The sequence below is a fragment of the Novosphingobium sp. genome, from assembly GCF_027489515.1.
Taxonomy (GTDB): domain Bacteria; phylum Pseudomonadota; class Alphaproteobacteria; order Sphingomonadales; family Sphingomonadaceae; genus Novosphingobium.
In genome coordinates this window covers 55809-78911 of sequence record NZ_JAIXZS010000101.1, presented here as the reverse complement: position 1 = coordinate 78911, position 23103 = coordinate 55809, and the positions used below count along the sequence as shown (strand labels likewise).

Sequence of the window (23103 nt, the reverse complement as noted above, 5' to 3'; positions counted from 1 at the left end):
GGATGCAGCTGGGCGCCATGCAGGATTGGTCCCTGCGCGTGACGCGTTTCATCGATCATGCTGCGCGTGAGCACGGCGGTCGCGAGATCGTTTCGCGCTGGGCCGATGGCAGCGAGACACGCACGACCTGGGCCGGCATCCGCCACGATGCGATGCGCATGGCGCAGAAGCTTGCGAAGCTTGGCGTCAAGCCGGGCGACCGCGTTGCTACCCTTGCCATGAACCACCACCGCCACCTCGTCACCTGGTATGGTGCAGTCGGCGTTGGCGGCGTGCTGCACACGATCAACCCGCGCCTATTCGATGATCAGCTCGATTACATCGCCAACCACGCAGAAGACCGCGTCATGCTGTTCGATGCCGCCTTTGCGCCGATTGTCGAGCGGATGAAGCCGCGCTGGAAGACCATCGAGCACTACATCTGCTTCGACAGCAGTGGTCCGGCCGAGCATTTCGAGGACTGGATTGCGAGCGAGGACGGCGCAGGCGAATGGGTGGACGGCGACGAGCGTGACCCTTGCATGCTCTGCTACACCAGCGGCACCACCGGCAATCCCAAGGGCGTGCTCTACGAACACCGCTCCACCGTGCTCCACGCGATGACCGCTATGACGCCGCAAGTCTTCGGCATGGATTGCCGCACGGTCGCGCTTCCCATCGTGCCGATGTTCCATGCCGCGAGCTGGGGCCTCCCCTGGGCCGGCGCGGCGGCGGGCGCCAAGTTCGTCTACAGCGCGGTGAACGAAGCGGCGGTGCTCTGCGAGCTGATGGAGCGGGAGAAGGTGACAACCTCGGCGGGTGTGCCGACCGTCTGGCTCAGCCTGCTCCAGTATATCGATGCGCACGGCAAGGACATTCCCGCGCACCTCGGCACCGTGGTCTGCGGCGGCTCGGCCATGCCGCGTGCGATGATCGAGCGCTTCATGAAGAAAGGTCTGCGCGTCGCCCACGCCTGGGGGATGACTGAAACCTCGCCGATCGGCACTACCGGCACCGAGACCTCGAACTGGGACGACCTCTCGTTTGACGAGCAGGTCACGATCAAGGCGATGCAGGGCCGGGTTCCGTTCGGGGTCGAGCTGCGCTGCGTCGATCTGGGCGACTACAACAAGGTCCTGCCGCGCGATGGCAAGACCTCGGGCGCGCTGCAAGTGCGAGGGCCCTGGGTCGTTGGGCGCTACTTCAAGGCCGAGCAGCCCGCGACCGATGCCGAGAACTGGTTCGATACTGGCGACGTCGCGGTGATCCACCCCGATGGCACCTTGCAGCTGACCGACCGCACCAAGGACGTGATCAAGTCTGGCGGCGAATGGATCAGCTCGGTCGAGCTAGAGAACGCCGCGATCGGTTATCCCGGCGTAGCTGAGGCTGCCGCCATCGGCGTCTATCATCCGCGCTGGGACGAGCGCCCGCTGCTTGTCGTGGTCAAGAAGCCGAACGCCGATGTCTGCCCCGATGGCCTGCGCGACTATCTTGGCACTCATGTCGCCAAGTGGTGGCTGCCCGATGCCGTGGTCTTCGTCGACGAGATTCCGCACACCGGCACCGGCAAGATCAGCAAGAAAGACCTGCGGGATCAGTTCCGCGACTGGCAATGGAGCGCCTGAGATGGCCGAAGCCTATATCGATCCAAGCCGGGAAAACTTTGACAGGTTCAAGGCGCTGCCGCGCGATACGCCCATCCACATGCTCAATCTGGTGCGCTTCCGCGAAAAAGCCGCTTATCCCGAAGGCCATCCCCTCGCGGATAAGGGTCTGACCGGTGCAGACGCTTACCACGAGTACATGCGAACCATCCAGCCGGTGCTGGAACGAGCTGGCGGCCATATCGTCTGGGCCGGGGCGTTTGAGGCGATGGTGACCGGGCCCGCGGAATGGGAATGGGACGAAACCTTCGTCATGGCCTATCCGGATGCCGCAAGTTTCATGGGCATGGTCAAGGATCCGGACTATGCTCCGGTGGTCGTCCACCGGCATGCTGCCGTCGCCACATCGCGGCTCGTGCGGTTTGCCCCAAGGGAAAGCCTCGCCTGATGATCATCGCCACCACCGAGAATGTCGCAGGCCGTGAAGTGACCGAATGCCTTGGGCAGGTTTTCGGCGTGGTGGTGCGCAGCCGCGGGCTGGGGGGCAATATCGTTGCCGGACTGCGTTCGATCGTCGGCGGCGAGATCAAGGAATACTCGGCGCTGGTCGAAGACACGCGGCGCCACGCTATCGATCGGCTGGTGATGAACGCCACGCTGATGGGGGCCGACGCGGTTGTCATGATGCGCTTCGATTCCGGCTCGATCGGCCAGACGATGAACGAGGTCGTTGCATATGGCACGGCGGTCAAGCTGAAGCCCCAAGGGTGAAGCCGTGACATCCAACGGCCGGATCGCCGCGTTGGGCCTGGCCGCCGCGCTCGCAATCGGCAGTGTGGTCGTGTTCGGCCTCGACCGAGGCAGCGGCAGTCCGGTTCCCTTTTTCATCGGTTTGCAAGCCTTGCTGATCGTGATCGGTACTGTGTTCGAAGCGCGCTATCGCGGGCGGAAATCCTCTGTAGGGGCCCGTTGGCAGCGAACTGGCGAGCGTGAAATCGATCACGAAACAAGCACAGTCCTCGAGGTCTGGTACGATCCGGTCACCGGCGAGCGCCGCTATGTGCCAGCGGGACAATTGCCGGGTTAGAACAGGGCTAACTGCCCGTCGCGGCTTGGCGGGCGGAACTGGCTGCTATCCAGCAGCGGCTTGCTCTGCGGGATGCCAGCCCGCTTCAGCCCTAGCCGGAAGCGGCTGCGCACGAGATCAGCCCAAACCCCACTCGGCTTCATCCGACTGAAGAACTGCGCGTCGTTGTCCTTGCCGCCGCGCACCGATTGCACGATGGCCATGACCTTCGACGCGCGATCCGGGAAATGCACCGCCAGCCATTCCCGAAAAAGCGGCGCCACCTCGTGCGGCAGGCGTAGCATGATCCAACTGGCCGATTGAGCACCGCGCACACCGGCTTCGGCGAGGATCTGCTCAATAAAACTGTCGGTGATGGCCGGTATGATCGGCGAGACCGAGACATTGGCATGAATGCCAGCCTTGGCCAGCGCCTCGATCGCCGCAAGCCGCTTCGCCGGTGCCGAAGCGCGCGGTTCGAGCCGGCCGGAGAGGCGGGGATCGAGGCTCGTGACCGAGATCGAGACTGCCGTCAGCCCCCGCTGCGCAAGCTCGGCAAGCAGGTAGAGATCATCCAGAACCCGCGCCGACTTGGTGGTGATCGTGACCGGATGGCCCGTTTCGAGGCAGAGCTCCAGCACGGCGCGGGTGATGCGGTAGCGCCCCTCGATCGGCTGATAGGGATCGGTGTTGGTGCCCAACGCCAGCGGCTTGGGCGTATAGCCTCGCGCTGCAAAGGTCTTGCGCAGGATTTCCGCAGCGCCGGGCTTGGCGAACAGCTTTGTTTCAAAGTCGAGCCCGGGTGAAAGGTCGTGCCAGGCGTGCGTGGGCCGCGCGTAGCAATAGACGCAGCCATGTTCGCAGCCGCGATAGGGATTGAGCGAACGATCAAACGGAATATCGGGCGAGGTGTTGAATGAGAGCACCGATTTCGGGAACTCTTCAATCACCGTGGTGCGCAGCTTGGGGCCGGGTCCGTCGATCAGGTTCGCTTCATCAAGCCAGTCGCCATCCGCCTCGCGCAACGCGAGGCCGAAGCGCGTCGGCACCCGCGCCGATTGCGCGCCGCGTCCGTGAACTCGGGAATCGGGTGCTGGCATGATAGGAACATAATGCGAACAGAAATGGGATGCCAGCCCCATTGCGCGATCACCACGCACGAGGCAACAGGCCTCGTGCGTGGCACCGATGGTCTCAGCGCAGCATGGTCTTGTCGAGCGTGCCGAGGTCGAATCGCTGGTTCCCGTTCTCCAGCACCATCGGCGCGCCTTGCTGGAGGGCAGCAAACGCCGCTGGCGTGAGGATGAACCGGGCTGCCTTCATCCCCTGCGTCGGCACCGAAACCGCCTGGCCAAGCCGGAATCTTTCGTCGCCGATCCGCAGCGTCAGCAGCGCGCCGCCGATCACGAGGGGCTGCGGGACATTGATTGCCACGGTGATCACCTCGCGCGGCGAAGGCCAAACGGGGGGGGCAGCCATCTTCGCGCTGCTGATCGCCTGGCTGGCGGTGACCACGGCGCGCCGTTCGCGCAGGATCCGCGTGACCTGCCCGCCGCTGAGCAGTTTGGGCGCCGCCATGCGCGCGACAGGGGCTGTCCTCTGTTGCTGTGGCGGCGAAGCCGAAGTTTCAGGAGCGAGGAACGGACCCGGGATCGGACCGCCGCCATCATCGTTTGCCGCAAACGCCCGGGTGAAGCGGACATTGCCGAGATAGATCGTACCGATTGCCGCCCGGTTGAACGTCAGCCGGGCTCCGCGCACGCGGCTGCCGCGAGGCAGACCGAAATCCGCGAGCGGAATGCGCACCGTCTCCAGCACCGGGTGGCCATTGCCTTGCGGAAAGTCGACCGGATTGCTGTCACCGGGCAGAATCGAGCCGGCCACCCGCTTCGTGCCGATGATGATCGGGCCGTAGCCGAGGCCTACGGGCGCGAGCGGACGAGCATAGCGCGAGAGCCGCACTGGTTGGCTGAAAAAGCCGTCCGGCGAGGCAATCGCAATGCTGAAATCAGTGGTGCCTGAGGGGTTGAGCGCCGGGTCCGCTTCGCATCCGAAGCCACCGTTTTCCGCGAAGTTCTTGCAGGCGAGTCCGATGCGGAACTCGAGCGTGTCATATCCATCGATCGACAGGCCTGTGCCCGGCGCCGTGGCATTGGCCTGATAGAACGGCATAGCGCCCTTGAGCACGGTCGTATCCCAGCCCACGACACCGAACTGCGCAGTTGGCTCATGCTCGGGAATCGCGCTCTGCGCGAAGTACTTGAGCGCGCCGCTCTCGTTGCCGCGGCCGGTTTCGCCGCTGCCGAGCGGACGGTTGAAGTCGTCGAGCACGATGCTCCCTGCCCGGGCGACATTGTCCGTATAGGTCCGGCGGAAACGCGTAACCCGTGCCAGTTTGCCGGGCATGCGGTAGGCGGGGTTGAACAGGTTTCCGAACACGGCCGCCGGACTGCCACCCAAGTGCGCGCGGAAGAACGCGGTCACCGGATAGAGCGCGGTCACCCGCTGCGGTTCGGAGCCGGCGGCATTGGGGTCGAACACCACTGGCTGATCGGGATCGGTGCTGTAGCAATCCTGAGAATCCGATTGCTGCCATTCGGTGTTGTAGAAATTGTGATTGGTGCCCTCGACCGTAAACATCGACTTGGGCGCCGGCGCCTTTTCGGTGCGGGCCGTGATCATGCGGTCGAATACGCGCTGCCCCTGCAGGTCTGAGACATCGCCGTCGCAGGTCGGCAGCAGCACATTCCACGCGACGCCTTCGGCATCGAGCACGCGGTTCGTCTGCCCATCAACCGGTGCGAGCTCGAACAAGGCGCGGAACCGGGGCTTGTTGCGGAACTGGCTCGGCCAGATGCTGCCGAGGTCGCGGTACTGGTTTAGCGCTGCGCGTATCCCTTCGCCGCCGCGCGAATGGCCGAACAGCCCGATCTGGCTGAAATCGAGCTTGCCGCGCAAGTTGAAGCCGAGGATCTTTTCGCTGCTGTTCGAGGTGTTCCAGCGGTCGAGCTGGACCAGATGGCGCAGGATGAGCCGCCCGCGCCTGAGGTTCAGGCCGAAGTCCTCGTCATCGCCCCAAGCCGCGTTGACGCCGCGATTGGCGTTGATCGAGACGACGAAATAGCCCCACGAGGCGAGCCGTTCGGCGAGGTAGGCATACCCTTCGTGGTTGGGCACAACGATGTAGCCCTCCGGGCAGCGGCCGGTATCGGTATAGGTCGAATCGTCGTCAATCCGCCCGGGCACCGCCGGGTCGATCCGCCCGCAGGTAGAATGATTGCCATGGAGCATGACGATGATCGGGCGTGTGCCCGCTGCATCGGCCGGGCGCCAGATCCGTGCCCAGAGTTCGGTCACCGTGAACGGCGCCACCAGCACGTCGCGCCGGGCGGGCAGCTTGTATTCGGCGGTGGCCACAACATAGGGGCCGCGGCCGGTGGGATCTGGTGCAACTTGTGCCAATGCCGGCGCGCTCGTCAGGCCAAGGCTGATAATGATGATAAAAAGGCGCACAAGGCGCTGCGTCGTCCGCTGCATCGGTCCCCCCGAATGGAATGCACCGGAATCAGCCGGTCGCAGCCAAGGAACATCCCGTCTGCACATGAACGGTGAATGTACGGTGGCGCTGCGGGGCGAAAAGCTACTTCTCGAGCAGGCGGGGCATCAGTTCCACGAAATTGCAGGGGCGGTTGCGGCTGTCGAGCTGTTCGGCAAGGATACCATCCCAGCCGTCTTTCACCGCGCCGTTCGAGCCGGGCAGGGCAAAAATGTAGGTGCCCCGCGCCACCACAGCGCAGGCGCGCGACTGGATCGTGCTGGTACCGATGGTTTTGAAGCTGATCAAGCGGAACAGCTCGCCAAAGCCCGGAATGTCGCGCGTCTTGACCCGGTCGAGCGCTTCGGGCGTCACGTCGCGACCGGTGAGGCCGGTGCCGCCGGTGATCACCACGGCATCGACGTTGCGGTCGTCGATCCAGTTGTTGAGCCGACTGGCGATGCGCCCCGCATCGTCCTTCTCGATCGCGCGGGCGGCGAGATGATGACCCGCGCCCTTGACTCGTTCTGCCAGAATATCGCCCGAGGTATCATCTTCCGGTCCGCGCGTGTCCGAAACGGTGAGTAGCGCGATGTTGATCGGCTTGAAGGTGCGCGCGGTATCAATTGCCACGGGATGCCATCCTCACGCTTTCCGCGCCGGTCAGGCCCGGGAACTTCGGCCACATGCCCTGCGCAAGGCCGATACGGCTTTCCGACGGGCCGCCAGCCTGGCGCTCGTACATCCAGTAATTCCGCATGACGATCGAAACGTAGCCGCGCGTTTCCCAATAGGGGATCGATTCCATCCAAAGCAGCGGATCGCCGTTGTCGCGGATCTCGCTGTTCCAGCGCGCGATCGGCATGGGTCCGGCGTTATAGGCGGCGATCACCTTCGGCAGCAGGCCGCCGGTCGCGCCCGAATCCTTGAGTTGGACGAGATAGCCCTGACCGAACGCCATGTTGACGTCCGGCAGATCGAGCTGCTTCTCGCGGCCCGCCATCGCCGGCTCGTTGCGCGTCAGGCCGCGCGCGGTGCCGGGGAGGACCTGCATCAGTCCACGAGCGCCCGCCGGGCTGACGACTGCGGTGCGGAAGTTTGATTCCTGCAGCGAATGGGCAAACAGCAGCGCCGGATCGACCTTCCAGCCGGTTGCCGGCACCCAGCGCGGCGCCGGGAAGCGTGCGGCGGCATCGGGCCGGGCACCTGAAGGCGCATTGTAGGCCATCCACAGCTGCGTCGCAGGCAGGCCGAGATCGCGCGCAAGCCGCGAGAGGGGGGCATAGAGCGAGGGATCGCCGATCCGTGCCTGATGGCGCAGAAGTTCGTCGGCAAGGCCGTCCTCGCCGATCTCGGCCAGTTCCACCGCCAGGCGGACGTTGCTCACCTGCCGAAGCTGCTGCCAGTCGTCAGAGGTGAAGTCGGGCGCCGAGACGACGCTGGTTTCCTTGAGCCCGAGCGCTTCGCTCGCGATCATGCCATAGAGCGTGTCGCGCAGGCGGGCCGCGCTGCGGAGCGCGCCTGCAACCTTTTCCGGCGCACGGCAGCGCATCCAGGCACGGCCGGCCCAGTAGCTGGCGGCTGCATTCAACTCATCGTTCTGCGCGGCGCTGGCAGCCTGCTCGAAGCTTGCCGCTGCGTTCTGGCAATCGCCCAGGCGCCAGGCGGCAAGCCCGGCCGTCCATAGCGCTTCGGCGACCCACGGGCCATTCGCGCCTTGCAGCGCGCCGAGCGATACGTTGCGCGCGTTGGCGTCGTCATTCTCGATGTAAAAGGCCCAGCCCACGCGCTGGTGCCATTCGGCGCGCGCTTCGGCTGAAAGGCTTGCCTCGATCCCATCGAGGAGCACACGCGCGCCCAGCGGATCGTCGTTCTTGATGCGGTCCTGAATCGCCAGCGCCACGCTGTCGGGCATCGTGCCGTCGGCCACCGGGCGCGGCTTGATGCGCTTGGGCAGGCCAGGCAGTGAAACCATCGGCTGCGCGCTGGGGAGGGCAGGCAGTTCGGTCGCGCCGCGCTTCAGCGCCAGACGGCCAAGCTGTTCGGCCCACGGCAGTTCGGGCGCGGCCGCGATCACCTGCGTCAGCGGTGCAAGTTCGGCTCGGGGGGAACTGGCCGCAAGAAAATACTGCGCGCGGGCAACCGCGTGGAGCGGCCCATCGGCGCGTTGGGCAAGCAAGGTCTGCACCGTGGTCCAGTCCTCGCGCTCGATCGCGCCGAACATCTGCTTGTAATAGGTGCGGTCTTCCTGGCTGAGCAGCGAAGGCACCGCAGTGCGATCGGCACGGGAGCGGAAATACTCGGCAGCGGCGCTATTGGCAGCCGCTGGCGCGGCAGTGCCGAGGCCAAGCACAGCGGCCATACCAAGCAGAGCGGCGCGGCTGATTTTCACGAACGATTGGCCCCGCACGTACATCCCACTTTGGTTCTCATCCCGTTTCTGCCTGTCAGTCGTTTTGGTCATTCGGAGCCAACCGTTGCGGCCGCCCCATCCAACCAGCGCTGCCAGACCCCTGCTTTCCAGCCCGGTTTTGTCAGCAGGGTTTCGAGGTCGTACTCGAAACCTGCAGGAACACTGCCATTCTCATGGTTAAGTGTGCGTAAATGGTGAGCATTATGCGCCAAGTCGTGCCCCAATAGCGCCGAGATGTCGCTTCGCCCGAACACCAGCATCCGCTGGGGCCGGACGAGCGAAACATGTCGTTTGAGCACCGCGCCGAGCCCGGCAGTGCCGAGGCCGGCCCAATCGGGCAGGGCGATTCGCGCCGGCAAGGCGGACGCACGGTAGACCGTTGCCGGATCAAGCCCCATCGCACACAGCATGGCATCAAGGAGCTTGCCTGTGCGCCCCGAGAGCAGGACCTCGCCATCGTCCTCGCCCGGCATCGGCACCAGAACCATCAACGGCGCACTTTGCGGACCATGGGGTAGCAGGCGCTTCGCCCCGCGCGGTGCGAGTGATGGCTCGGAGAGCCACCAGGGTGAGAAATCATCCAATTTTTCGGGCCATGCACTGCGATCTTCAGCAATTGCTGGAATGGCGGTCGGCTGCACGGTGACGCGCAGTGGCTTCGGTTCGACGGGCGGCAATGCGGGCGCCGCCTTGCCAGCGGGGGCGGGGGGCCCGGCGGCAAGCCAGTCCTGCGGTGCGTCGACAAAGGCTATGTCGACTCCCGCCTCAGCCCACCAGCCAAGTGCGGCTTCGAGCGCTCCACCCAGAGAGTGGCCCAGCGACCTGTCATTTGTGTCTAGCGGTCCCATTACCAAGCGGTCTTGACCTTGCTTGCCGCAGCTTTCAAGGCAAGCACGTGGAATATGGGGCATGACGTGCCCGAACCGGGGTCGGAGCGAGAGAGAATGAGCGAACGGGAATCGATGCCGTATGACGTCGTGATTGTCGGCGGCGGGCCAGCGGGCTTGGCTGCAGCGATCCGCCTCAAGCAGGTCAATTCCGAGATATCGGTCTGTATCCTCGAAAAAGGCTCGGAAATCGGCGCGCACATCCTCTCGGGCGCGGTCGTCGATCCCAAGGCGCTCGACGAACTCCTGCCCGAATGGCGAGATCAGGGGTGCCCAATGGCCGAGACCCCGGTCACCGACAACTGGCACTGGGTGCTGACCCGCAGCGGCAAGACCGCGCTCCCGCACCTCATGATGCCGCCGTTCCTGTCGAACCATGGCAACTACACGGGAAGCCTCGGCAACCTCTGTCGCTGGCTCGCCGAACAGGCGGCCGAGCTTGGCGTCGAGATTTTTCCGGGCTTCCCTGCTGCCGAAATCCTTTACGACGACAAGGGCGCCGTTCGGGGCGTCGCGACTGGCGACATGGGCATCGCCAAGGATGGCAGCAAGAAGCCCGACTATCAGCCTGGCATGGAGCTTCTTGCGAAATACACACTGTTTGCAGAGGGTGCGCGCGGACACCTCACAAAGCAGTTGAAGGCCAAATACGACCTTGAGCGCGACTGCCAGCCGCAGGTCTACGGCATCGGCATCAAGGAACTTTGGGACATCGATCCTGAAAAGCACGTGCCTGGCCGTGTCATTCATACGCAGGGCTGGCCGCTTTCGGAAAGCAACACCTGGGGTGGCGGCTTCCTCTACCACCAGGCGAACAATCAAGTCGCACTCGGTTTCGTGACCGCGCTCGATTACGCGAACCCCTACGTCTATCCTTACGAGGAATTCCAGCGCTGGAAGCAGCATCCCGCCATCCGGGAAATCCTCGAGGGTGGCCGCCGCGTCTCTTACGGCGCGCGAGCGATCAACGAAGGTGGCTGGCAGTCTGTGCCGCGCCTGGCCTTCCCCGGCGGCGCACTGATCGGCTGCTCGGCGGGCTTCGTCAACGTACCGCGCATCAAGGGCAGCCACACCGCGATGAAGAGCGGGATGCTCGCCGCCGAAGCGATTGCCGCCGCCATGGCGAACGGTCGGGAGCAGGATGAACTCGGCGAATACGACAGCGCCGTGCGCGAAAGCTGGATCGCGAAGGAACTCAAGCTCGTCCAGAACGCCCAGCCGCTGGTCGCCAAGTTCGGCGGCTCGCTCGGTACGGCACTTGCAGGGGCGGACATGTGGGCGCGCGTGCTCAAGATCAATCCGATCGGCGCGATGAAGCACCACAAGGACAGCGAACACACGATGCGTGCCGATCTGTTCAAGCCGATCGAATATCCCAAGCCCGATGGCGTGATCAGCTTCGACCGCCTGACCTCGGTTTCGTTCTCCTACACCAACCATGAGGAGGACCAGCCGTGCCACCTCGTGCTCAAGGACCCGACCGTTCCGACGCGGATCAACCTGCCGCTCTATGCCGGTCCCGAAGCGCGTTTCTGCCCGGCAGGCGTCTATGAGTTCCTGACCGGCGAAGACGGCAACCCGCGCCTCCAGATCAACGCCCAGAACTGCGTCCACTGCAAGACCTGCGATATCAAGGACACGACGCAGAACATCGAATGGGTGACGCCCGAAGGCGGCGGCGGCCCGAACTACCCGAACATGTGATGGATCAGCCCGCCCTGACCGGGCGGGCGGCCACGATGCGCGAAACCGCCTACGCCAAGATCAACCTTGCGCTGCACATCCGGCGGCAGCGCGAGGATGGCTATCATGAGCTTGAGACGCTGTTCGCCTTCATCGATGCGGGTGACGAGATGGCTGCGGAACCGGCGGACGCGGACTGCCTCCATGTCATGGGTGAATTCGCAACCGGACTTTCCGATCCCTTTGGAAATATCGTCGCCAAAGCTTTGAATTCATTGCCTCATGGCAAGGACTGGGCGGTGACGCTCGAGAAGCGACTCCCCGTTGCGGCAGGCCTTGGCGGCGGTTCGGCGGATGCTGGCGCGGTGTTCCGCATGGTCGAGCGCGCGCATGGTCTGCCGGATGATTGGCATGAACGCGCCGCCAAGCTCGGTGCCGATGTTCCCGCCTGCGTCCTCAGCGAGGCCTGTATCGGACGGGGGACAGGAACCGAACTGGAACCTGTCGTCAACGATCTCGCCGGAACAGCTGTCCTTCTCGTCAATCCGCGCATCCCGCTTGCCACTGGCCCGGTGTTCAAGGGCTGGGATGGGATTGATAGAGGCCCCATGCCGTCAGGCGATTTGCGCACCATTGCGCGCGAGGGCCGCAACGATCTTGAGCCAAGTGCCATCCAGCTTGTTCCTCAGATTGCTGACGTCATCGCCGCTTTGCAGGCCAGCGGTGCTTGGCTTGCCCGCATGTCTGGTTCCGGTGCGACCTGCTTTGCGCTGTACGACACTGGCGAGGCCCGCGATGCTGCCGCCGACGCTTTGCCGCCCGCATGGTGGCGCCTTGCGGGAAATCTCAGATGAGCGAAGCCTCCCAGATCCTCGGCACCCCGCGCTTCGGCGGCATTCTCGTCGTATCCGATCATGCCTCCAATCGTGTACCCGAAGATATCGACCTCGGGATCGATCCTGCATTGCTGGAACAGCACATCGCCGTCGATATCGGCGTCGCCGGTGTCGCCGCCCAGATGGCGCAGCGCCCCGGCATCGCTGCGTTCCTTGGCGGTGTCAGCCGCCTTGTCTGCGATTTCAACCGCGACGAGCACGGCCCCACGGTCTGCCCGATCGCCAGCGACGGCCGTGCCATTCCCGGCAATGCGCTGGACCACGCCGGCCACGAAGCCCGCCTCGCGCGCTTCTACCGGCCCTACCACGAAGCCCTCGCGCGGTTGCTCGATGCAGCGCCGCCAGCGCTGATCCTCTCGCTCCACAGCTTCACGCCGCAACTCACCAGCGATCCATCGCAGCAGCGCCCGTGGCAGGTCGGCGTGCTCTACAACGAGGATGATCGCGCCGCGCGCCTCGCGATCCCGCTGCTCGAGGCCGAGGGCCTCGTCGTCGGCGATCAGGAACCCTATTCCGGCCGCCTGCTCAACGCGACGATGAACCGGCATGCCGAGGCAGAAGGCCGGCCGTACTTCGGCGTTGAAGTGCGACAGGACCAGATCGCGGATCCGGAGAACCATGCGCTCTGGGCCGAACGCCTGTCCCGCATTGCTAACCAGGTGGCCATCGCGTTCAGCGCCTGAGGGCCGTGGGTGGGATGGTTGCGGAGATTACTTTCGACCCGAAAGCGCACTTGCGCTAGGTGCGCAGCATTATCGCCGCTTGGGCGAGCGCCAGACTTTGCAAGAGAGAATGCCAATGCCGGTCTATCGTTCCAGAACCACCACCCATGGTCGCAACATGGCGGGCGCGCGCGGCCTGTGGCGCGCAACGGGCATGAAGGACAGCGATTTCGGCAAGCCGATCATCGCCGTCGTCAACAGCTTCACCCAGTTTGTGCCCGGCCACGTCCATCTCAAGGACCTCGGCCAACTCGTGGCGCGCGAGATCGAGGCGGCAGGTGGTGTCGCCAAGGAATTCAATACGATCGCGGTCGACGACGGCATCGCCATGGGCCACGACGGGATGCTCTATTCGCTCCCCAGCCGCGATCTCATCGCCGACAGCGTGGAATACATGGTCAACGCGCACTGCGCCGATGCGATGGTCTGCATCTCGAATTGCGACAAGATCACGCCGGGCATGCTCATGGCCGCGATGCGCATCAACATCCCTGCGGTGTTCGTCTCGGGCGGGCCGATGGAAGCGGGCAAGGTGCTGCTGAAGGGCAAGGAAGTCGCGCTCGACCTCGTTGATGCGATGGTTGCGGCTGCGGACGAGAAGTACACCGACGAGGAAGTCGAGACGATCGAGCGTTCCGCATGCCCGACCTGCGGCTCGTGCTCGGGCATGTTCACCGCGAACTCGATGAACTGTCTCACCGAAGCGCTGGGCCTCTCGCTCCCTGGCAACGGCTCGGTACTCGCCACTCACGCCGACCGCGAGCGCTTGTTCCGCGAGGCCGGCCGCCGCGCCGTCGCGCTGTGCCACCGCTATTACGAGGAGAACGACGAGAGCGTCCTTCCGCGCCAGATTGCCAGCTTCCGCGCCTTCGAGAACGCGATGAGCCTCGATATCGCGATGGGCGGCTCGACCAATACCGTGCTGCATCTTCTCGCCGCCGCCCATGAAGCGGGTGTCGATTTTACAATGGCGGATATCGACCGCCTGTCGCGCCGCGTACCCTGCCTTTCCAAGGTCGCGCCCGCCAAGTCCGACGTCCACATGGAAGATGTCCACCGTGCCGGCGGAATCATGGCAATTCTCGGCCAGCTTGAGCGTGCCGGCCTCCTCCACACCGATCTGCCCACCGTGCACAGTGCGACCATGGGCGAGGCCATTGCCAAGTGGGATATCTCGCGCAGCAACGACCCTGAAGTCCACGAATTCTTCAAGGCGGCGCCCGGCGGCGTGCCCACGCAAATCGCCTTCAGCCAGTCGCGCCGCTGGAAGGAGCTCGATCTCGACCGCGAGACCGGCGTGATCCGCTCGGCCGAACACGCCTTCAGCCAGGACGGCGGGCTTGCTGTGCTGTTCGGCAATCTCGCCAGAGACGGCTGCATCGTAAAGACCGCCGGGGTTGACGAGAAGATTCTGAAGTTCAGTGGCCCGGCCAAGGTCTATGAAAGCCAGGACGCTGCCGTCACCGCAATCCTCACCGGGCAAGTCGAGGCGGGCGACGTTGTCCTCATCCGCTACGAAGGTCCGCGCGGCGGGCCGGGCATGCAGGAAATGCTCTATCCAACCAGCTACCTCAAATCGAAGGGCCTCGGCGCGGCCTGTGCGCTGGTCACCGACGGACGCTTCTCGGGCGGTACTTCGGGCCTCTCGATTGGTCACTGCTCACCCGAGGCGGCAGAGGGCGGCACGATCGGCCTCGTCGAGACCGGCGATCGCATCGAAATCGACATTCCTGCCCGCTCGATCAATCTCATGGTCGATGACGCCACGCTCGCCGAGCGCCGCAAGGCCGCCGAGGCACGCGGATGGCAGCCGGTGAAGCCGCGCCCACGCAAGGTCAGCCTTGCGCTGCAGGCTTATGCGCTGATGACGACCAGTGCTGCGCGCGGCGGTGTTCGCGATCTTTCCGGCATTGTCCGCACAAGCGGCACGCAGGATGCCGGCTGACTTAGCCCAAGTCCTCGATGTTGCCGCGATGCGCGGTGCCGAAGCGGCGCTCATCGACGGCGGCACCCCTGCGCAGGCCCTGATGGAAGTGGCCGGCCGCGCGCTCGGCGAATGGGCGCGGCGGCTTGGGTGCGGGCGATCGGTCACCGTGCTCTGCGGTCCCGGCAATAATGGCGGGGACGGTTACGTTGCGGCGCGGCACCTGATGGAGCACGGTGTCTCCGTGAACGTGATCGCCGCGCGCGCGCCGACTACACCCGAGGCCATGACGGCATGTTCGCTCTACAAGGGCGAAGTACACGGCCCGGGCTTCTTGCCGCGCGGGGATGTGCTGCTGGATTGCCTGTTCGGCAGCGGCCTTTCACGGCCCTTGCCGGACGACCTGTTCGCGCTGCTGACAGGCCTTGCCGAAAGCCATTCCTTGCGCATCGCTGCAGATCTTCCCAGCGGGATCGAGGCCGATAGCGGCGCAGTGCTCAATCCCGGCCTTCCAGCGTTTGACGTCACCGTTGCACTGGGTGCGTGGAAGCACGCGCATTTTGCGATGCCCGCTGCGCCGCTGATGGGCGCGCTGCGGCTTGTCGATATCGGCGTGGCAGCGGTGCCGGGCGCGGCGAGAGTGCTCGGCAAGCCATCTATCACGCCGCCCGCGGCTGATGCTCACAAATATCGACGGGGCCTGCTGGCCGTGGTCGCCGGGGCCATGCCCGGCGCGGCCTTGCTTTGCGCCGAAGCCGCGCAGCGCTCCGGTGCGGGCTATGTGAAGCTGCTGGCCCCCACGCGGCCTGAGGGCGTCCCGCCATCGCTGGTCTGTGACGTCACAGGACTTGGCGCTCTTGGCGATCCGAGGCTTGCGGCAATCCTCGTTGGCCCCGGGCTGGGCCGGGACGCCGAGGCTGCTGCGCGCCTCACCGCCGCGCTGGCCGCGGATCGCCCGGTCGTGATTGACGCCGATGCGCTCGTGCTGTTGCGTCCGGACAGCCCAGGCACCGCCCCGCGCGTCCTGACGCCGCATGAGGGCGAAATGGCAGCGCTGGAAACCGCCTTCGGCCTGCCCGGCAAGGGCACCCGCCGCGCCCGTGCGGCGGCTCTGGCGCAAGCTGCGCAGGCCATTGTCCTCCTCAAGGGTGCCGACAGTCTGATCGCCAGCCCCGGCGGTGCGGTAACGGTTTCGCCACGCCCTTCGGCCTGGCTATCTGTTGCCGGCAGCGGCGACGTGCTTGCCGGGATCATCGCCAGCCGCCTTGCCGTCCATGGCGACGCGTTCCTTGCCGCGCAGGAAGGCCTCTGGATCCATGGCGAGGCCGCGCGGCACTGCGGACCTGCATTTACCGCCGGAGACCTTGCGGCTGCTACGGGTTATGCCCTAAGCGCCGCGCTCTCATGACGAACCCCGGCCTTATCATCCGCGTTGCCGCCAAAGGCGAAGGCCAGACCGTCGATGGACGTTACGTTGCGCTCGCTGCGCCGGGTGACGTTCTGGAGGCAGACGGCAGGCTGACCCACGGGCCGGACCATGCCGCGCCGTCATGCCGCCACTTTCCGGCTTGCGGCGGCTGCCAGCTCCAGCATCTCTCGGAAGCCGCGCTGGCAGCCTATGTCGGCGGCCGGGTCGAAGGCGCTGCACGAGGGCAGGGGCTTGATCCGGGCGAGGTCGCGCCGGCACACCTTTCACCACCCGCCACGCGCCGCCGTGCCACGCTGCACGCCCAGGCCATCGGCAAGCGGGTCGTCATCGGCTTTCGCGAGGCTGGCTCGCACAAGATCGTGGATCTTAGGGAATGCCCGGTCCTTGCGCCCGAACTGGCCGCGCTTGTCGGGCCTCTGCGGCGCCTGCTCGAGGCGCGCAGCGAACGTAGCCTCGCCGCCGATGTCGCTCTGACACTGGCCGACCAGGGACCGACTGTCGATATGGCCGGAATCAGGATGGAAGGCCTGGCCCAGACCGAGGCTCTACTCGATTTCGCGCGCGACAACGGCATTGCCCGGCTGACGCTAAACCAGGGTGATGGGCCGGAAGCGGTGTGGGAACCCGATCCGGTTACGGTAACGCTTGGCGGTGTGCCGGTTGGCCTGCCGCCGGGGGCGTTTCTGCAAGCGACACGCGATGGCGAGAACGCCCTCGTCGCCGCGGCGCAAGGCTGGCTAGAAGGCGCCGCCACGGTTGCCGATCTCTTCTCCGGTCTCGGAACGTTTGCCTTTGCATTGGCAGGGCCGGGGACCAAGGTCCTTGCGGTCGAGGCTGCGCGTGATGCGCATATGGCCTGCCAATCCGCTGCCCGGATGCACGGCAGGCCGGTCCACGCGCTCCACCGCGACCTGTTCCGCAATCCGCTGCAAAAGGCCGAGCTTGATCGCTTTGCCGCAGTCCTGCTCGATCCACCCCGCGCCGGCGCGCGCGAACAGGTCCTGCAACTCGCCACCTCGGTCGTCCCGCGGATCGTCTATGTCAGCTGCAATCCAGCAAGCTGGGCCAAAGATGCCGTGACGTTGATCGAAGGCGGCTACCGGCTCGCCGGGCTCGTGCCGGTGGGCCAGTTCCGCTGGTCCACCCACGTCGAACTGGCGAGCCTGTTCGTCAGGCCGTGAATACCGCCATCGCGGCGTGCAGGATCAGGGCCATCAGCGCGACGCTGGAAAGCGTAAAGAGGGCAAAGCGCGGCGCGACCTTGTTCACGGTTGACTGGAAGATCGAGTGCACCACGCGCAGGGCAACATAGGCCCACGCGATCATCAGATTCACACCGTCGCCCTGACCGATCAGCGCGAGGACCAGCGCCACAGCATAGAAAACCGTAGGAGCTTCATGCAGGTGGTTGTAATTATGGGCTTTCCACTGGATGTTCGGCGCAAGCAATGCTTCCAGTTTGGCGCCAGTCCAGCCTATATCGGCATTCGGATCATCCGACTTGGGCAGCGCCGTTATCGCAGGAATGCGGGTGGCATACATCCACACCCACATCATCATCGTCCACGCCGCCAGCGCTACCACCGGCTTCAGGATTTCCATTCCCGTCATCGCTAACACCCCCGATTATTGTTAAGATCAAGGTGAACAGCGACAATTCGATTGTCAAATGCAACCGATCAATTGTCCGCGATCACCCGCGCAAAGGCCGCTGGATCAACGTTCCCGCCCGATAGGATGACTGCCGTGCGCCCGTCCGCCGGCACCTTGCCCGCCAGAACGGCTGCCAGCGCTGCCGCACCGCCCGGCTCGACCACCAGACGCAGCTTGGCAAAGGCATAGGCCTGCGCCGCGCGCACCTCGGCCTCGCTCACGGCCTGCCCTTGCATGCCGTGTGACGTCATGACGGCAAAGTTGATCGGGAACGTTGTCAGCGCCTGCAGCGCATCACATGCCGTTGTTGGCGGATTGGCGCCGACGGTCACAATCGCGCCGCCTGCCAGGCTGCGCCGAACATCGTCCCAACCCTCCGGTTCAACCGGTACGACCTCCGCCTCCGGGCAGGCAAGCGCCAGGCCTGAAGCAAGGCCGCCGCCAGCGCAGGGCGTCACGATCCGCGTTGGCCCGCCGCCCGCGAAGCATTCCATCTGGCTGGCCAGTTCGATCCCGGCGCTGCCCTGTCCCTCGATCACCCAAGGATCGCCATAGGCATGGACGAGGACTGACCCGCGCTCGGCGCAGATCTCTGCCGCTATGGCGTCGCGCGACTGGGTCATCCGCTCATAAGGCACCACTTCGGCGCCAAGCCGCCGCGTCTCGTTCAGCTTCACCGCTGGCGCGTCGGACGGCATCACGATGGTGGCGGCAATGCCCAGCCGCCGTGCGGCCCAGGCGACGCCTTGCGCATGGTTGCCGCTCGAGACCGCTACTACGCCGCGTGTACGCTCGTCCTCGCTCAGATCGGTCAGACGGTGCCACGCGCCGCGGATCTTGAACGCGCCCACCGGCTGCAGGCATTCCGCCTTGCACCAGACCGTTGCGCCGTCCGGCAATTCCAGCGGCAGCAGCGGGGTTCGCGGCACCAGCGCGGCGATCTTGTCGGCAGCGCGGAGCACGCCCTCGCGGGTTGGTAGACGGGCCTCGGGGGCAGGGGTGATTTCGGGACTTGGGTTTGTCATGCCCATACCCTAAAGGCGCTGCTTTCGATGCGCCAGCGCGGGAGCGCGCGCAGACTGGTTTTGGAGTGTCCTGATGGCCAAAGTCCTCGTTATCGGCGCAGGCGGCGTCGGCTCGGTTGCCGTTCACAAGATGGCGATGAACCCCGACATCTTCTCTGAGGTCGCGCTTGCCAGCCGCACGCTTGCAAAGTGCGACGCCATTGCTGCCTCGGTGAAGGAGCGCACGGGCCGCAATGTCGCGACCTATCAGCTCGATGCCGATGATGTTGCCGCGACGACCGCGCTGCTGAACGAGCTGCGCCCCGCGCTCGTCGTCAATCTTGCGCTGCCCTATCAGGACCTCAACATCATGGAGGCCTGCCTCGCCGCCGGGGTCAACTATATGGACACCGCGAACTACGAGCCGATCGACGAGGCCAAGTTCGAATACAAGTGGCAGTGGGCCTATCAGGAGCGCTTCAAGGCCGCCGGCCTTACCGCGCTGCTCGGCTCGGGCTTCGATCCGGGCGTGACCAGCGTCTTTGCGACTTGGCTCAAGAAGCACAAGCTCGATACGATCCGCACGCTCGACATCCTCGATTGCAATGGCGGCGATCACGGCCAGCCCTTCGCCACCAACTTCAACCCGGAAATCAACATCCGAGAAGTGACCGCCCCTGCGCGGCGCTGGGAGAAGGGCGAATGGGTCGAAACGCCAGCGCTCACCATCCGCCAGACCTTCGACTTCGAAGGCGTCGGCCCCAAGAACATGTACCTCATGTACCATGAGGAGCTCGAAAGCCTCGCGCATCACCTGCCCGAGATCGAGCGCATCCGCTTCTGGATGACCTTCGGCGATGCCTATATTACGCACCTCACCGTGCTTCAGAACGTCGGCATGACGCGGATCGATCCGGTTATGTACGAGGGCAAGGAGATTGTCCCCCTTCAGTTCCTCAAGGCCGTGCTGCCCGAGCCAGCCAGCCTCGGTGCGCTGACCAAGGGCAAGACCAACATCGGCGATATCGCAACCGGCCTCAAGGACGGTGTGCAGAAGACCTTCTACATCTACAACATCTGCGATCACGAAGAGGCCTATGCCGAAACTGGCAATCAGGCGATCAGCTACACCACCGGCGTCCCTGCCATGATCGGCGCGGCGATGCTTGTCACCGGCACCTGGGGCGGTGCGGGCGTGTTCAACATCGAACAGTTCGATCCCGATCCCTACATGGACATGCTGAACAAGCACGGCCTGCCCTGGCAGGTGAAGGAGCTTGAAGGGCCGCTGGAGTTCTAATTTGCTGCCCACATCGTTTTGGCTGCCGCCGCTGCTGCTGGTTGGCTCCAACATCGTGATGAACATTGCCTGGTACGCGCACCTCAAGGCGCCGCACCGGGCGCTGTGGATCGCGGTTCTATCGAGTTGGGCGCTGGCGCTGTTCGAATACATGCTAGCAGTTCCAGCCAACCGGATCGGCGCGGAGCGCTATTCGCTGGCGCAGTTGAAGACGATGCAGGAGGCGATCACCCTCGTCACCTTCATTGGTGTTGCCTATGTCCTGTTCGGTGTGCGGCCCAATTGGTCGCAGGCTGCAGGCTTCGTGTTGATAGTAGCCGGCGCGGCGCTCGTATTTCGCTCGCCGCTCGGGTGAAGGAACAGGACCGATGGAAACCAGAGCCGGCGATCCGGGCGCTTTTGCCCATTTCGACCTCAGCCGCGTGGATAGCCCTGCTTTCGTGGTCGATGCCGCGCGCCTCAGGCAAAACCTGAGCATCCTTGCGGATGTGCGTGATCGGGCAGGGATCAAGGTCCTTGCTGCGCTCAAGGCGTTTTCGATGTGGCGGGTTGCGCCGCTGATCGGCGAATACCTCGACGGCGTCTGCACCTCCGGTCTGTGGGAAGCCCGCCTCGCCGCCGATTACTTCGCGGGCGAGATCGCGACCTACTGTGCGGCCTACAAGGCGGAGGACCTGCCCGAAATCCTCCAGCATTCGGACCACGTGATCTTCAATTCGCCCGGTCAGCACGCACGTTTTGCCGGTGAGATCGCTGCTGCGCGCGCGGCGGGTGAACCCTTCGATATCGGTTTGCGGATCAATCCTTTGCACGCCGAAGGTGAAGTTCCGCGCTATGATCCCTGTGCGCCGCATTCGCGCCTCGGCTTCCCGGTCGACCAGCTGCGCCCCGAGCATCTTGAAGGCGTCTCCGGCCTCCACTTCCACACGCTGTGCGAGCAGGACTTCGAGCCGCTGCAGCGCACCTGGGCTGCGTTGAAGCCCCGACTTGAACCGTACTTCGGCCAGCTCACCTGGCTCAACTTCGGCGGCGGCCACCACATCACTCGCGCCGATTATCAGCGCGACGAGCTTATCGCATTCCTTCAAGGGGTTAAGGCCGAAACCGGCTGCGAGATCTATCTTGAACCGGGCGAAGCCGTCGCGCTTGACGCCGGCATTCTCGTCGGCACCGTGCTCGATACGCACTGGAACGGGATGCAGCTTGGCATCACGGACATTTCGGCGACCTGCCACATGCCCGATGTGATCGAGGCGCCCTATCGGCCAGCTATGCTCGGCGAATTGCCGATCGATGAGTATGAGGACGGGGAAGGGGATGCTCCTGTCCGCCTCGGCGGCCCCTCCTGCCTCGCCGGTGACGTCATCGGCGATTACCGCAAGCCCGGCCTTGTTGAGCCGGGCGCACGCTTCGCTTTTCTTGATCAGGCGCATTACTCGATGGTCAAGACCACGACGTTCAACGGCGTGCCGCTCCCCTCGATCTGGCTGTGGGACAGCGAGACCGATGCGCTCGAATGCGTGAAGCGTTTTTCGTGGGAGGACTTCCGCACCCGCCTTTCCTGAGGCATCGTCTACGCCACGATAACAGAAGGCGGAGTACGAGGATGGCGGGCGAAGTGCTTGATGGCGTGACGAGCGACCCGGTGCGCATGGGCTGGATGGTCGGCGCACCCCCGCCGCCGGAAAAGCGCATCCTCGCTGCCCGCGCGGACCACATGCGCTTTCCGATGATCCGCTGGTCCTATTCCAACATGCGCAGCTTTTGCCCGACTGCGCGTGTCGCTGCGAGCGGAGAGGGTACGCCGTTTCCCCGCGCGCTGCGTGACGATCTGGGCGCGGTGCGCTTCACGCCGCTCGGTGCCGATACCGAAACCACGTTTGACGAGTCGTTGCTTGCCGCCTTCACCGATGGAATCCTCGTGCTCCATAAGGGCCAAATGGTGTTTGAACGCTGGTTCGGCGTCACCGACCCCGAGACCCGCCACATCGCCTTCTCTGTCACCAAGAGCTTCGTCGGCACACTGGTGCAGATGCTGGTCGGGGAAGGGCGCATCGACCTTGCCGCACGGGTGGACAGTGTGATCCCAGAGCTTGCTGCGAGCGGCTTCGGCAGCGCGACGATCGGTCAGGTCCTCCACATGACCACAGCGCTCGATTTCTCCGAGGAATACGGCAATCCGAACTCTGGCATCGGGGCTTACAGCGCCGCGCTCGGCCTCACTCCGCGCCCCGCGAGCTACACCGGGCCGCACAATCTGTGGGACTATCTCACCACCGTCCGCGGCAAAGGCTCGCATGGCGAAGGGTTCGTTTATCGGACCCCCAACACCGATGTGCTCGCCTGGATCATCACGCGCGTTACCGGAAAACCGTTCACCGAAGTCCTGTCCGAGTGCCTGTGGCAGCCGCTCGGCATGCTCGGCGATGCGGACCTCATCGTCGACGAGGCCGGCGCGCCTTTCGCGGGCGGCGGGCTCAACCTGCGCCTGGAGGACCTCGCCCGGTTCGGCGAAGCGCTGCGCCTCGGCGGTCTCGGTGTGATCCCTTCGGCAGATGTCGAGCGCATTCGGGAGGGCGGCGATCCAGAGCGCTTCCATAAGGAAGGCTATCCACTGCTCTCAGGGTGGAGCTATGGCAGCCAGTGGTGGCATGCCCATGACAATCACGGCTGCTTCAGTGCGCGCGGTATTCATGGACAGACGCTGTGGATCGATCCCGTGGCCGAAATGGTTGTCGCGCGATTCGCCTCGCATCCTACGGCTGCCAACGGCGCGAACGATCCGCACTCGCTCCCCGCATGGCGCGCATTGGCGCAAGCCTTGATGTTGTAAGGATTTCTGCGCCCAAGCGCGGCTCTGGTGAAAATTGTTTCATGTTTGTGACATCAACGTGAGGTGCCCATTTTTTCACTTGATGTTCAGGGCCGGGGGGCTATTTACCCCTTCGCTGCCCCATGGGGACTTCCAAACCGCAAGGCAGCTTTGTCTCAATTTTCCGTTTGGG

21 protein-coding genes are annotated in these 23103 nt (G+C 64.7%); 14 read left to right on the top strand and 7 right to left on the bottom strand.

Going from position 1 to position 23103, the window contains the following annotated elements; genetic code table 11:
* Positions 1 to 2: 2 nt before the first annotated feature.
* Genes Q0082_RS17940 through Q0082_RS17925 form a run of 4 tightly spaced genes read left to right on the top strand, consistent with a single transcriptional unit; the run spans position 3 to position 2673 of the window.
* On the top strand, positions 3 to 1607 hold the full coding sequence (locus Q0082_RS17940; protein ID WP_298194978.1) for a long-chain fatty acid--CoA ligase: 1605 nt from the start codon (positions 3 to 5) through the stop codon (positions 1605 to 1607).
* A 1-nt stretch (position 1608) separates the two neighbouring features.
* Positions 1609 to 2034, top strand: coding sequence for a DUF1330 domain-containing protein (locus tag Q0082_RS17935; protein WP_298194977.1), 426 nt, complete (start codon positions 1609 to 1611; stop codon positions 2032 to 2034).
* Positions 2034 to 2357 carry a YbjQ family protein gene (locus Q0082_RS17930; protein ID WP_298194976.1) on the top strand — a complete coding sequence of 108 codons (324 nt, stop codon included), beginning with the start codon at positions 2034 to 2036 and terminating at the stop codon, positions 2355 to 2357. Before Q0082_RS17935 ends, Q0082_RS17930 begins: the two co-directional genes overlap by 1 nt.
* 4 nt (positions 2358 to 2361) lie before the next feature.
* On the top strand, positions 2362 to 2673 hold the full coding sequence (locus Q0082_RS17925) for a hypothetical protein (RefSeq protein WP_298194975.1): 312 nt from the start codon (positions 2362 to 2364) through the stop codon (positions 2671 to 2673).
* Here Q0082_RS17925 and Q0082_RS17920 read toward each other — a convergent pair.
* The 5 genes from Q0082_RS17920 to Q0082_RS17900 form a co-directional block, all read right to left on the bottom strand.
* Entirely contained in the window at positions 2670 to 3752 is a 1083-nt protein-coding gene (locus Q0082_RS17920; RefSeq protein WP_298194974.1) for a PA0069 family radical SAM protein, read from the bottom strand. The genes Q0082_RS17925 and Q0082_RS17920 overlap by 4 nt on opposite strands.
* A gap of 94 nt (positions 3753 to 3846) precedes the next feature.
* Positions 3847 to 6189, bottom strand: coding sequence for a hypothetical protein (locus Q0082_RS17915; RefSeq protein ID WP_298194973.1), 2343 nt, complete (start codon positions 6187 to 6189; stop codon positions 3847 to 3849).
* Positions 6190 to 6292: 103 nt separating this feature from the next.
* Positions 6293 to 6820 carry a molybdenum cofactor biosynthesis protein B gene (gene moaB / locus Q0082_RS17910; protein WP_298194972.1) on the bottom strand — a complete coding sequence of 176 codons (528 nt, stop codon included), beginning with the start codon at positions 6818 to 6820 and terminating at the stop codon, positions 6293 to 6295.
* Positions 6810 to 8549, bottom strand: a complete 1740-nt coding sequence (locus Q0082_RS17905; protein ID WP_298194971.1) for a lytic transglycosylase domain-containing protein — start codon at positions 8547 to 8549, stop codon at positions 6810 to 6812. Before Q0082_RS17905 ends, moaB begins: the two co-directional genes overlap by 11 nt.
* 98 nt (positions 8550 to 8647) lie before the next feature.
* Positions 8648 to 9277 carry a hypothetical protein gene (locus Q0082_RS17900; protein ID WP_298194970.1) on the bottom strand — a complete coding sequence of 210 codons (630 nt, stop codon included), beginning with the start codon at positions 9275 to 9277 and terminating at the stop codon, positions 8648 to 8650.
* Positions 9278 to 9544: 267 nt separating this feature from the next.
* Here Q0082_RS17900 and Q0082_RS17895 point away from each other — a divergent pair, with 267 nt between their 5' ends.
* The 6 genes from Q0082_RS17895 to Q0082_RS17870 all read left to right on the top strand — a co-directional run bounded on the left by Q0082_RS17895 (position 9545) and on the right by Q0082_RS17870 (position 17322).
* Positions 9545 to 11191, top strand: a complete 1647-nt coding sequence (locus tag Q0082_RS17895; RefSeq protein ID WP_298194969.1) for an electron transfer flavoprotein-ubiquinone oxidoreductase — start codon at positions 9545 to 9547, stop codon at positions 11189 to 11191.
* The gene (locus Q0082_RS17890) at positions 11191 to 12024 is read left to right on the top strand and encodes a 4-(cytidine 5'-diphospho)-2-C-methyl-D-erythritol kinase (RefSeq protein ID WP_298194968.1); all 834 of its coding nucleotides are present in this window, start codon (positions 11191 to 11193) and stop codon (positions 12022 to 12024) included. The genes Q0082_RS17895 and Q0082_RS17890 overlap by 1 nt, the downstream gene beginning before the upstream one ends.
* Positions 12021 to 12749 carry an N-formylglutamate amidohydrolase gene (locus Q0082_RS17885; protein WP_298194967.1) on the top strand — a complete coding sequence of 243 codons (729 nt, stop codon included), beginning with the start codon at positions 12021 to 12023 and terminating at the stop codon, positions 12747 to 12749. Before Q0082_RS17890 ends, Q0082_RS17885 begins: the two co-directional genes overlap by 4 nt.
* Positions 12750 to 12864: 115 nt before the next feature.
* The gene (gene ilvD, locus Q0082_RS17880; RefSeq protein ID WP_298194966.1) at positions 12865 to 14733 is read left to right on the top strand and encodes a dihydroxy-acid dehydratase; all 1869 of its coding nucleotides are present in this window, start codon (positions 12865 to 12867) and stop codon (positions 14731 to 14733) included.
* Positions 14723 to 16120: an NAD(P)H-hydrate dehydratase gene (locus Q0082_RS17875; protein ID WP_298194965.1), complete on the top strand. Its 1398-nt coding sequence runs from the start codon at positions 14723 to 14725 to the stop codon at positions 16118 to 16120. The genes ilvD and Q0082_RS17875 overlap by 11 nt, the downstream gene beginning before the upstream one ends.
* On the top strand, positions 16117 to 17322 hold the full coding sequence (locus Q0082_RS17870) for a class I SAM-dependent RNA methyltransferase (RefSeq protein ID WP_298194964.1): 1206 nt from the start codon (positions 16117 to 16119) through the stop codon (positions 17320 to 17322). Before Q0082_RS17875 ends, Q0082_RS17870 begins: the two co-directional genes overlap by 4 nt.
* Here Q0082_RS17870 and Q0082_RS17865 read toward each other — a convergent pair.
* Positions 17312 to 17752 carry an MAPEG family protein gene (locus tag Q0082_RS17865; protein WP_298194963.1) on the bottom strand — a complete coding sequence of 147 codons (441 nt, stop codon included), beginning with the start codon at positions 17750 to 17752 and terminating at the stop codon, positions 17312 to 17314. The genes Q0082_RS17870 and Q0082_RS17865 overlap by 11 nt on opposite strands.
* Before the next feature lie 68 nt (positions 17753 to 17820).
* On the bottom strand, positions 17821 to 18819 hold the full coding sequence (locus Q0082_RS17860; protein WP_298194962.1) for a threonine/serine dehydratase: 999 nt from the start codon (positions 18817 to 18819) through the stop codon (positions 17821 to 17823).
* Between the two features lie 73 nt (positions 18820 to 18892).
* Between Q0082_RS17860 and Q0082_RS17855 the strand changes: the two genes are divergently transcribed.
* From Q0082_RS17855 to Q0082_RS17840, 4 genes are read left to right on the top strand one after another with little or no spacing between them, the layout of a single operon-like run.
* Complete coding sequence (locus Q0082_RS17855) at positions 18893 to 20098, top strand: saccharopine dehydrogenase family protein (protein ID WP_298194961.1); 1206 nt, start codon at positions 18893 to 18895, stop codon at positions 20096 to 20098.
* Positions 20076 to 20453, top strand: coding sequence for a DMT family protein (locus tag Q0082_RS17850; protein ID WP_298194960.1), 378 nt, complete (start codon positions 20076 to 20078; stop codon positions 20451 to 20453). Before Q0082_RS17855 ends, Q0082_RS17850 begins: the two co-directional genes overlap by 23 nt.
* A gap of 13 nt (positions 20454 to 20466) precedes the next feature.
* Positions 20467 to 21663 carry a carboxynorspermidine decarboxylase gene (locus tag Q0082_RS17845; protein ID WP_298194959.1) on the top strand — a complete coding sequence of 399 codons (1197 nt, stop codon included), beginning with the start codon at positions 20467 to 20469 and terminating at the stop codon, positions 21661 to 21663.
* Positions 21664 to 21704: 41 nt separating this feature from the next.
* Complete coding sequence (locus Q0082_RS17840) at positions 21705 to 22931, top strand: serine hydrolase (RefSeq protein ID WP_298194958.1); 1227 nt, start codon at positions 21705 to 21707, stop codon at positions 22929 to 22931.
* Positions 22932 to 23103: the final 172 nt, after the last annotated feature.

What these genes read in the sequence shown, in the direction of transcription:
- Q0082_RS17920 (WP_298194974.1), bottom strand. Translation starts at nt 3,752, where the DNA reads ATGCCAGCACCCGATTCCCGAGTTCACGGACGCGGCGCGCAATCGGCG.
- Q0082_RS17875 (WP_298194965.1), top strand. Translation starts at nt 14,723, where the DNA reads ATGCCGGCTGACTTAGCCCAAGTCCTCGATGTTGCCGCGATGCGCGGT.
- Q0082_RS17895 (WP_298194969.1), top strand. Translation starts at nt 9,545, where the DNA reads ATGAGCGAACGGGAATCGATGCCGTATGACGTCGTGATTGTCGGCGGC.
- Q0082_RS17845 (WP_298194959.1), top strand. Translation starts at nt 20,467, where the DNA reads ATGGAAACCAGAGCCGGCGATCCGGGCGCTTTTGCCCATTTCGACCTC.
- Q0082_RS17865 (WP_298194963.1), bottom strand. Translation starts at nt 17,752, where the DNA reads ATGACGGGAATGGAAATCCTGAAGCCGGTGGTAGCGCTGGCGGCGTGG.
- ilvD (WP_298194966.1), top strand. Translation starts at nt 12,865, where the DNA reads ATGCCGGTCTATCGTTCCAGAACCACCACCCATGGTCGCAACATGGCG.
- Q0082_RS17860 (WP_298194962.1), bottom strand. Translation starts at nt 18,819, where the DNA reads ATGACAAACCCAAGTCCCGAAATCACCCCTGCCCCCGAGGCCCGTCTA.
- Q0082_RS17915 (WP_298194973.1), bottom strand. Translation starts at nt 6,189, where the DNA reads ATGCAGCGGACGACGCAGCGCCTTGTGCGCCTTTTTATCATCATTATC.
- Q0082_RS17840 (WP_298194958.1), top strand. Translation starts at nt 21,705, where the DNA reads ATGGCGGGCGAAGTGCTTGATGGCGTGACGAGCGACCCGGTGCGCATG.
- Q0082_RS17870 (WP_298194964.1), top strand. Translation starts at nt 16,117, where the DNA reads ATGACGAACCCCGGCCTTATCATCCGCGTTGCCGCCAAAGGCGAAGGC.
- Q0082_RS17905 (WP_298194971.1), bottom strand. Translation starts at nt 8,549, where the DNA reads ATGGCCGCTGTGCTTGGCCTCGGCACTGCCGCGCCAGCGGCTGCCAAT.
- Q0082_RS17885 (WP_298194967.1), top strand. Translation starts at nt 12,021, where the DNA reads ATGAGCGAAGCCTCCCAGATCCTCGGCACCCCGCGCTTCGGCGGCATT.
- Q0082_RS17890 (WP_298194968.1), top strand. Translation starts at nt 11,191, where the DNA reads ATGGATCAGCCCGCCCTGACCGGGCGGGCGGCCACGATGCGCGAAACC.
- Q0082_RS17940 (WP_298194978.1), top strand. Translation starts at nt 3, where the DNA reads ATGCAGCTGGGCGCCATGCAGGATTGGTCCCTGCGCGTGACGCGTTTC.
- Q0082_RS17855 (WP_298194961.1), top strand. Translation starts at nt 18,893, where the DNA reads ATGGCCAAAGTCCTCGTTATCGGCGCAGGCGGCGTCGGCTCGGTTGCC.
- Q0082_RS17935 (WP_298194977.1), top strand. Translation starts at nt 1,609, where the DNA reads ATGGCCGAAGCCTATATCGATCCAAGCCGGGAAAACTTTGACAGGTTC.
- Q0082_RS17930 (WP_298194976.1), top strand. Translation starts at nt 2,034, where the DNA reads ATGATCATCGCCACCACCGAGAATGTCGCAGGCCGTGAAGTGACCGAA.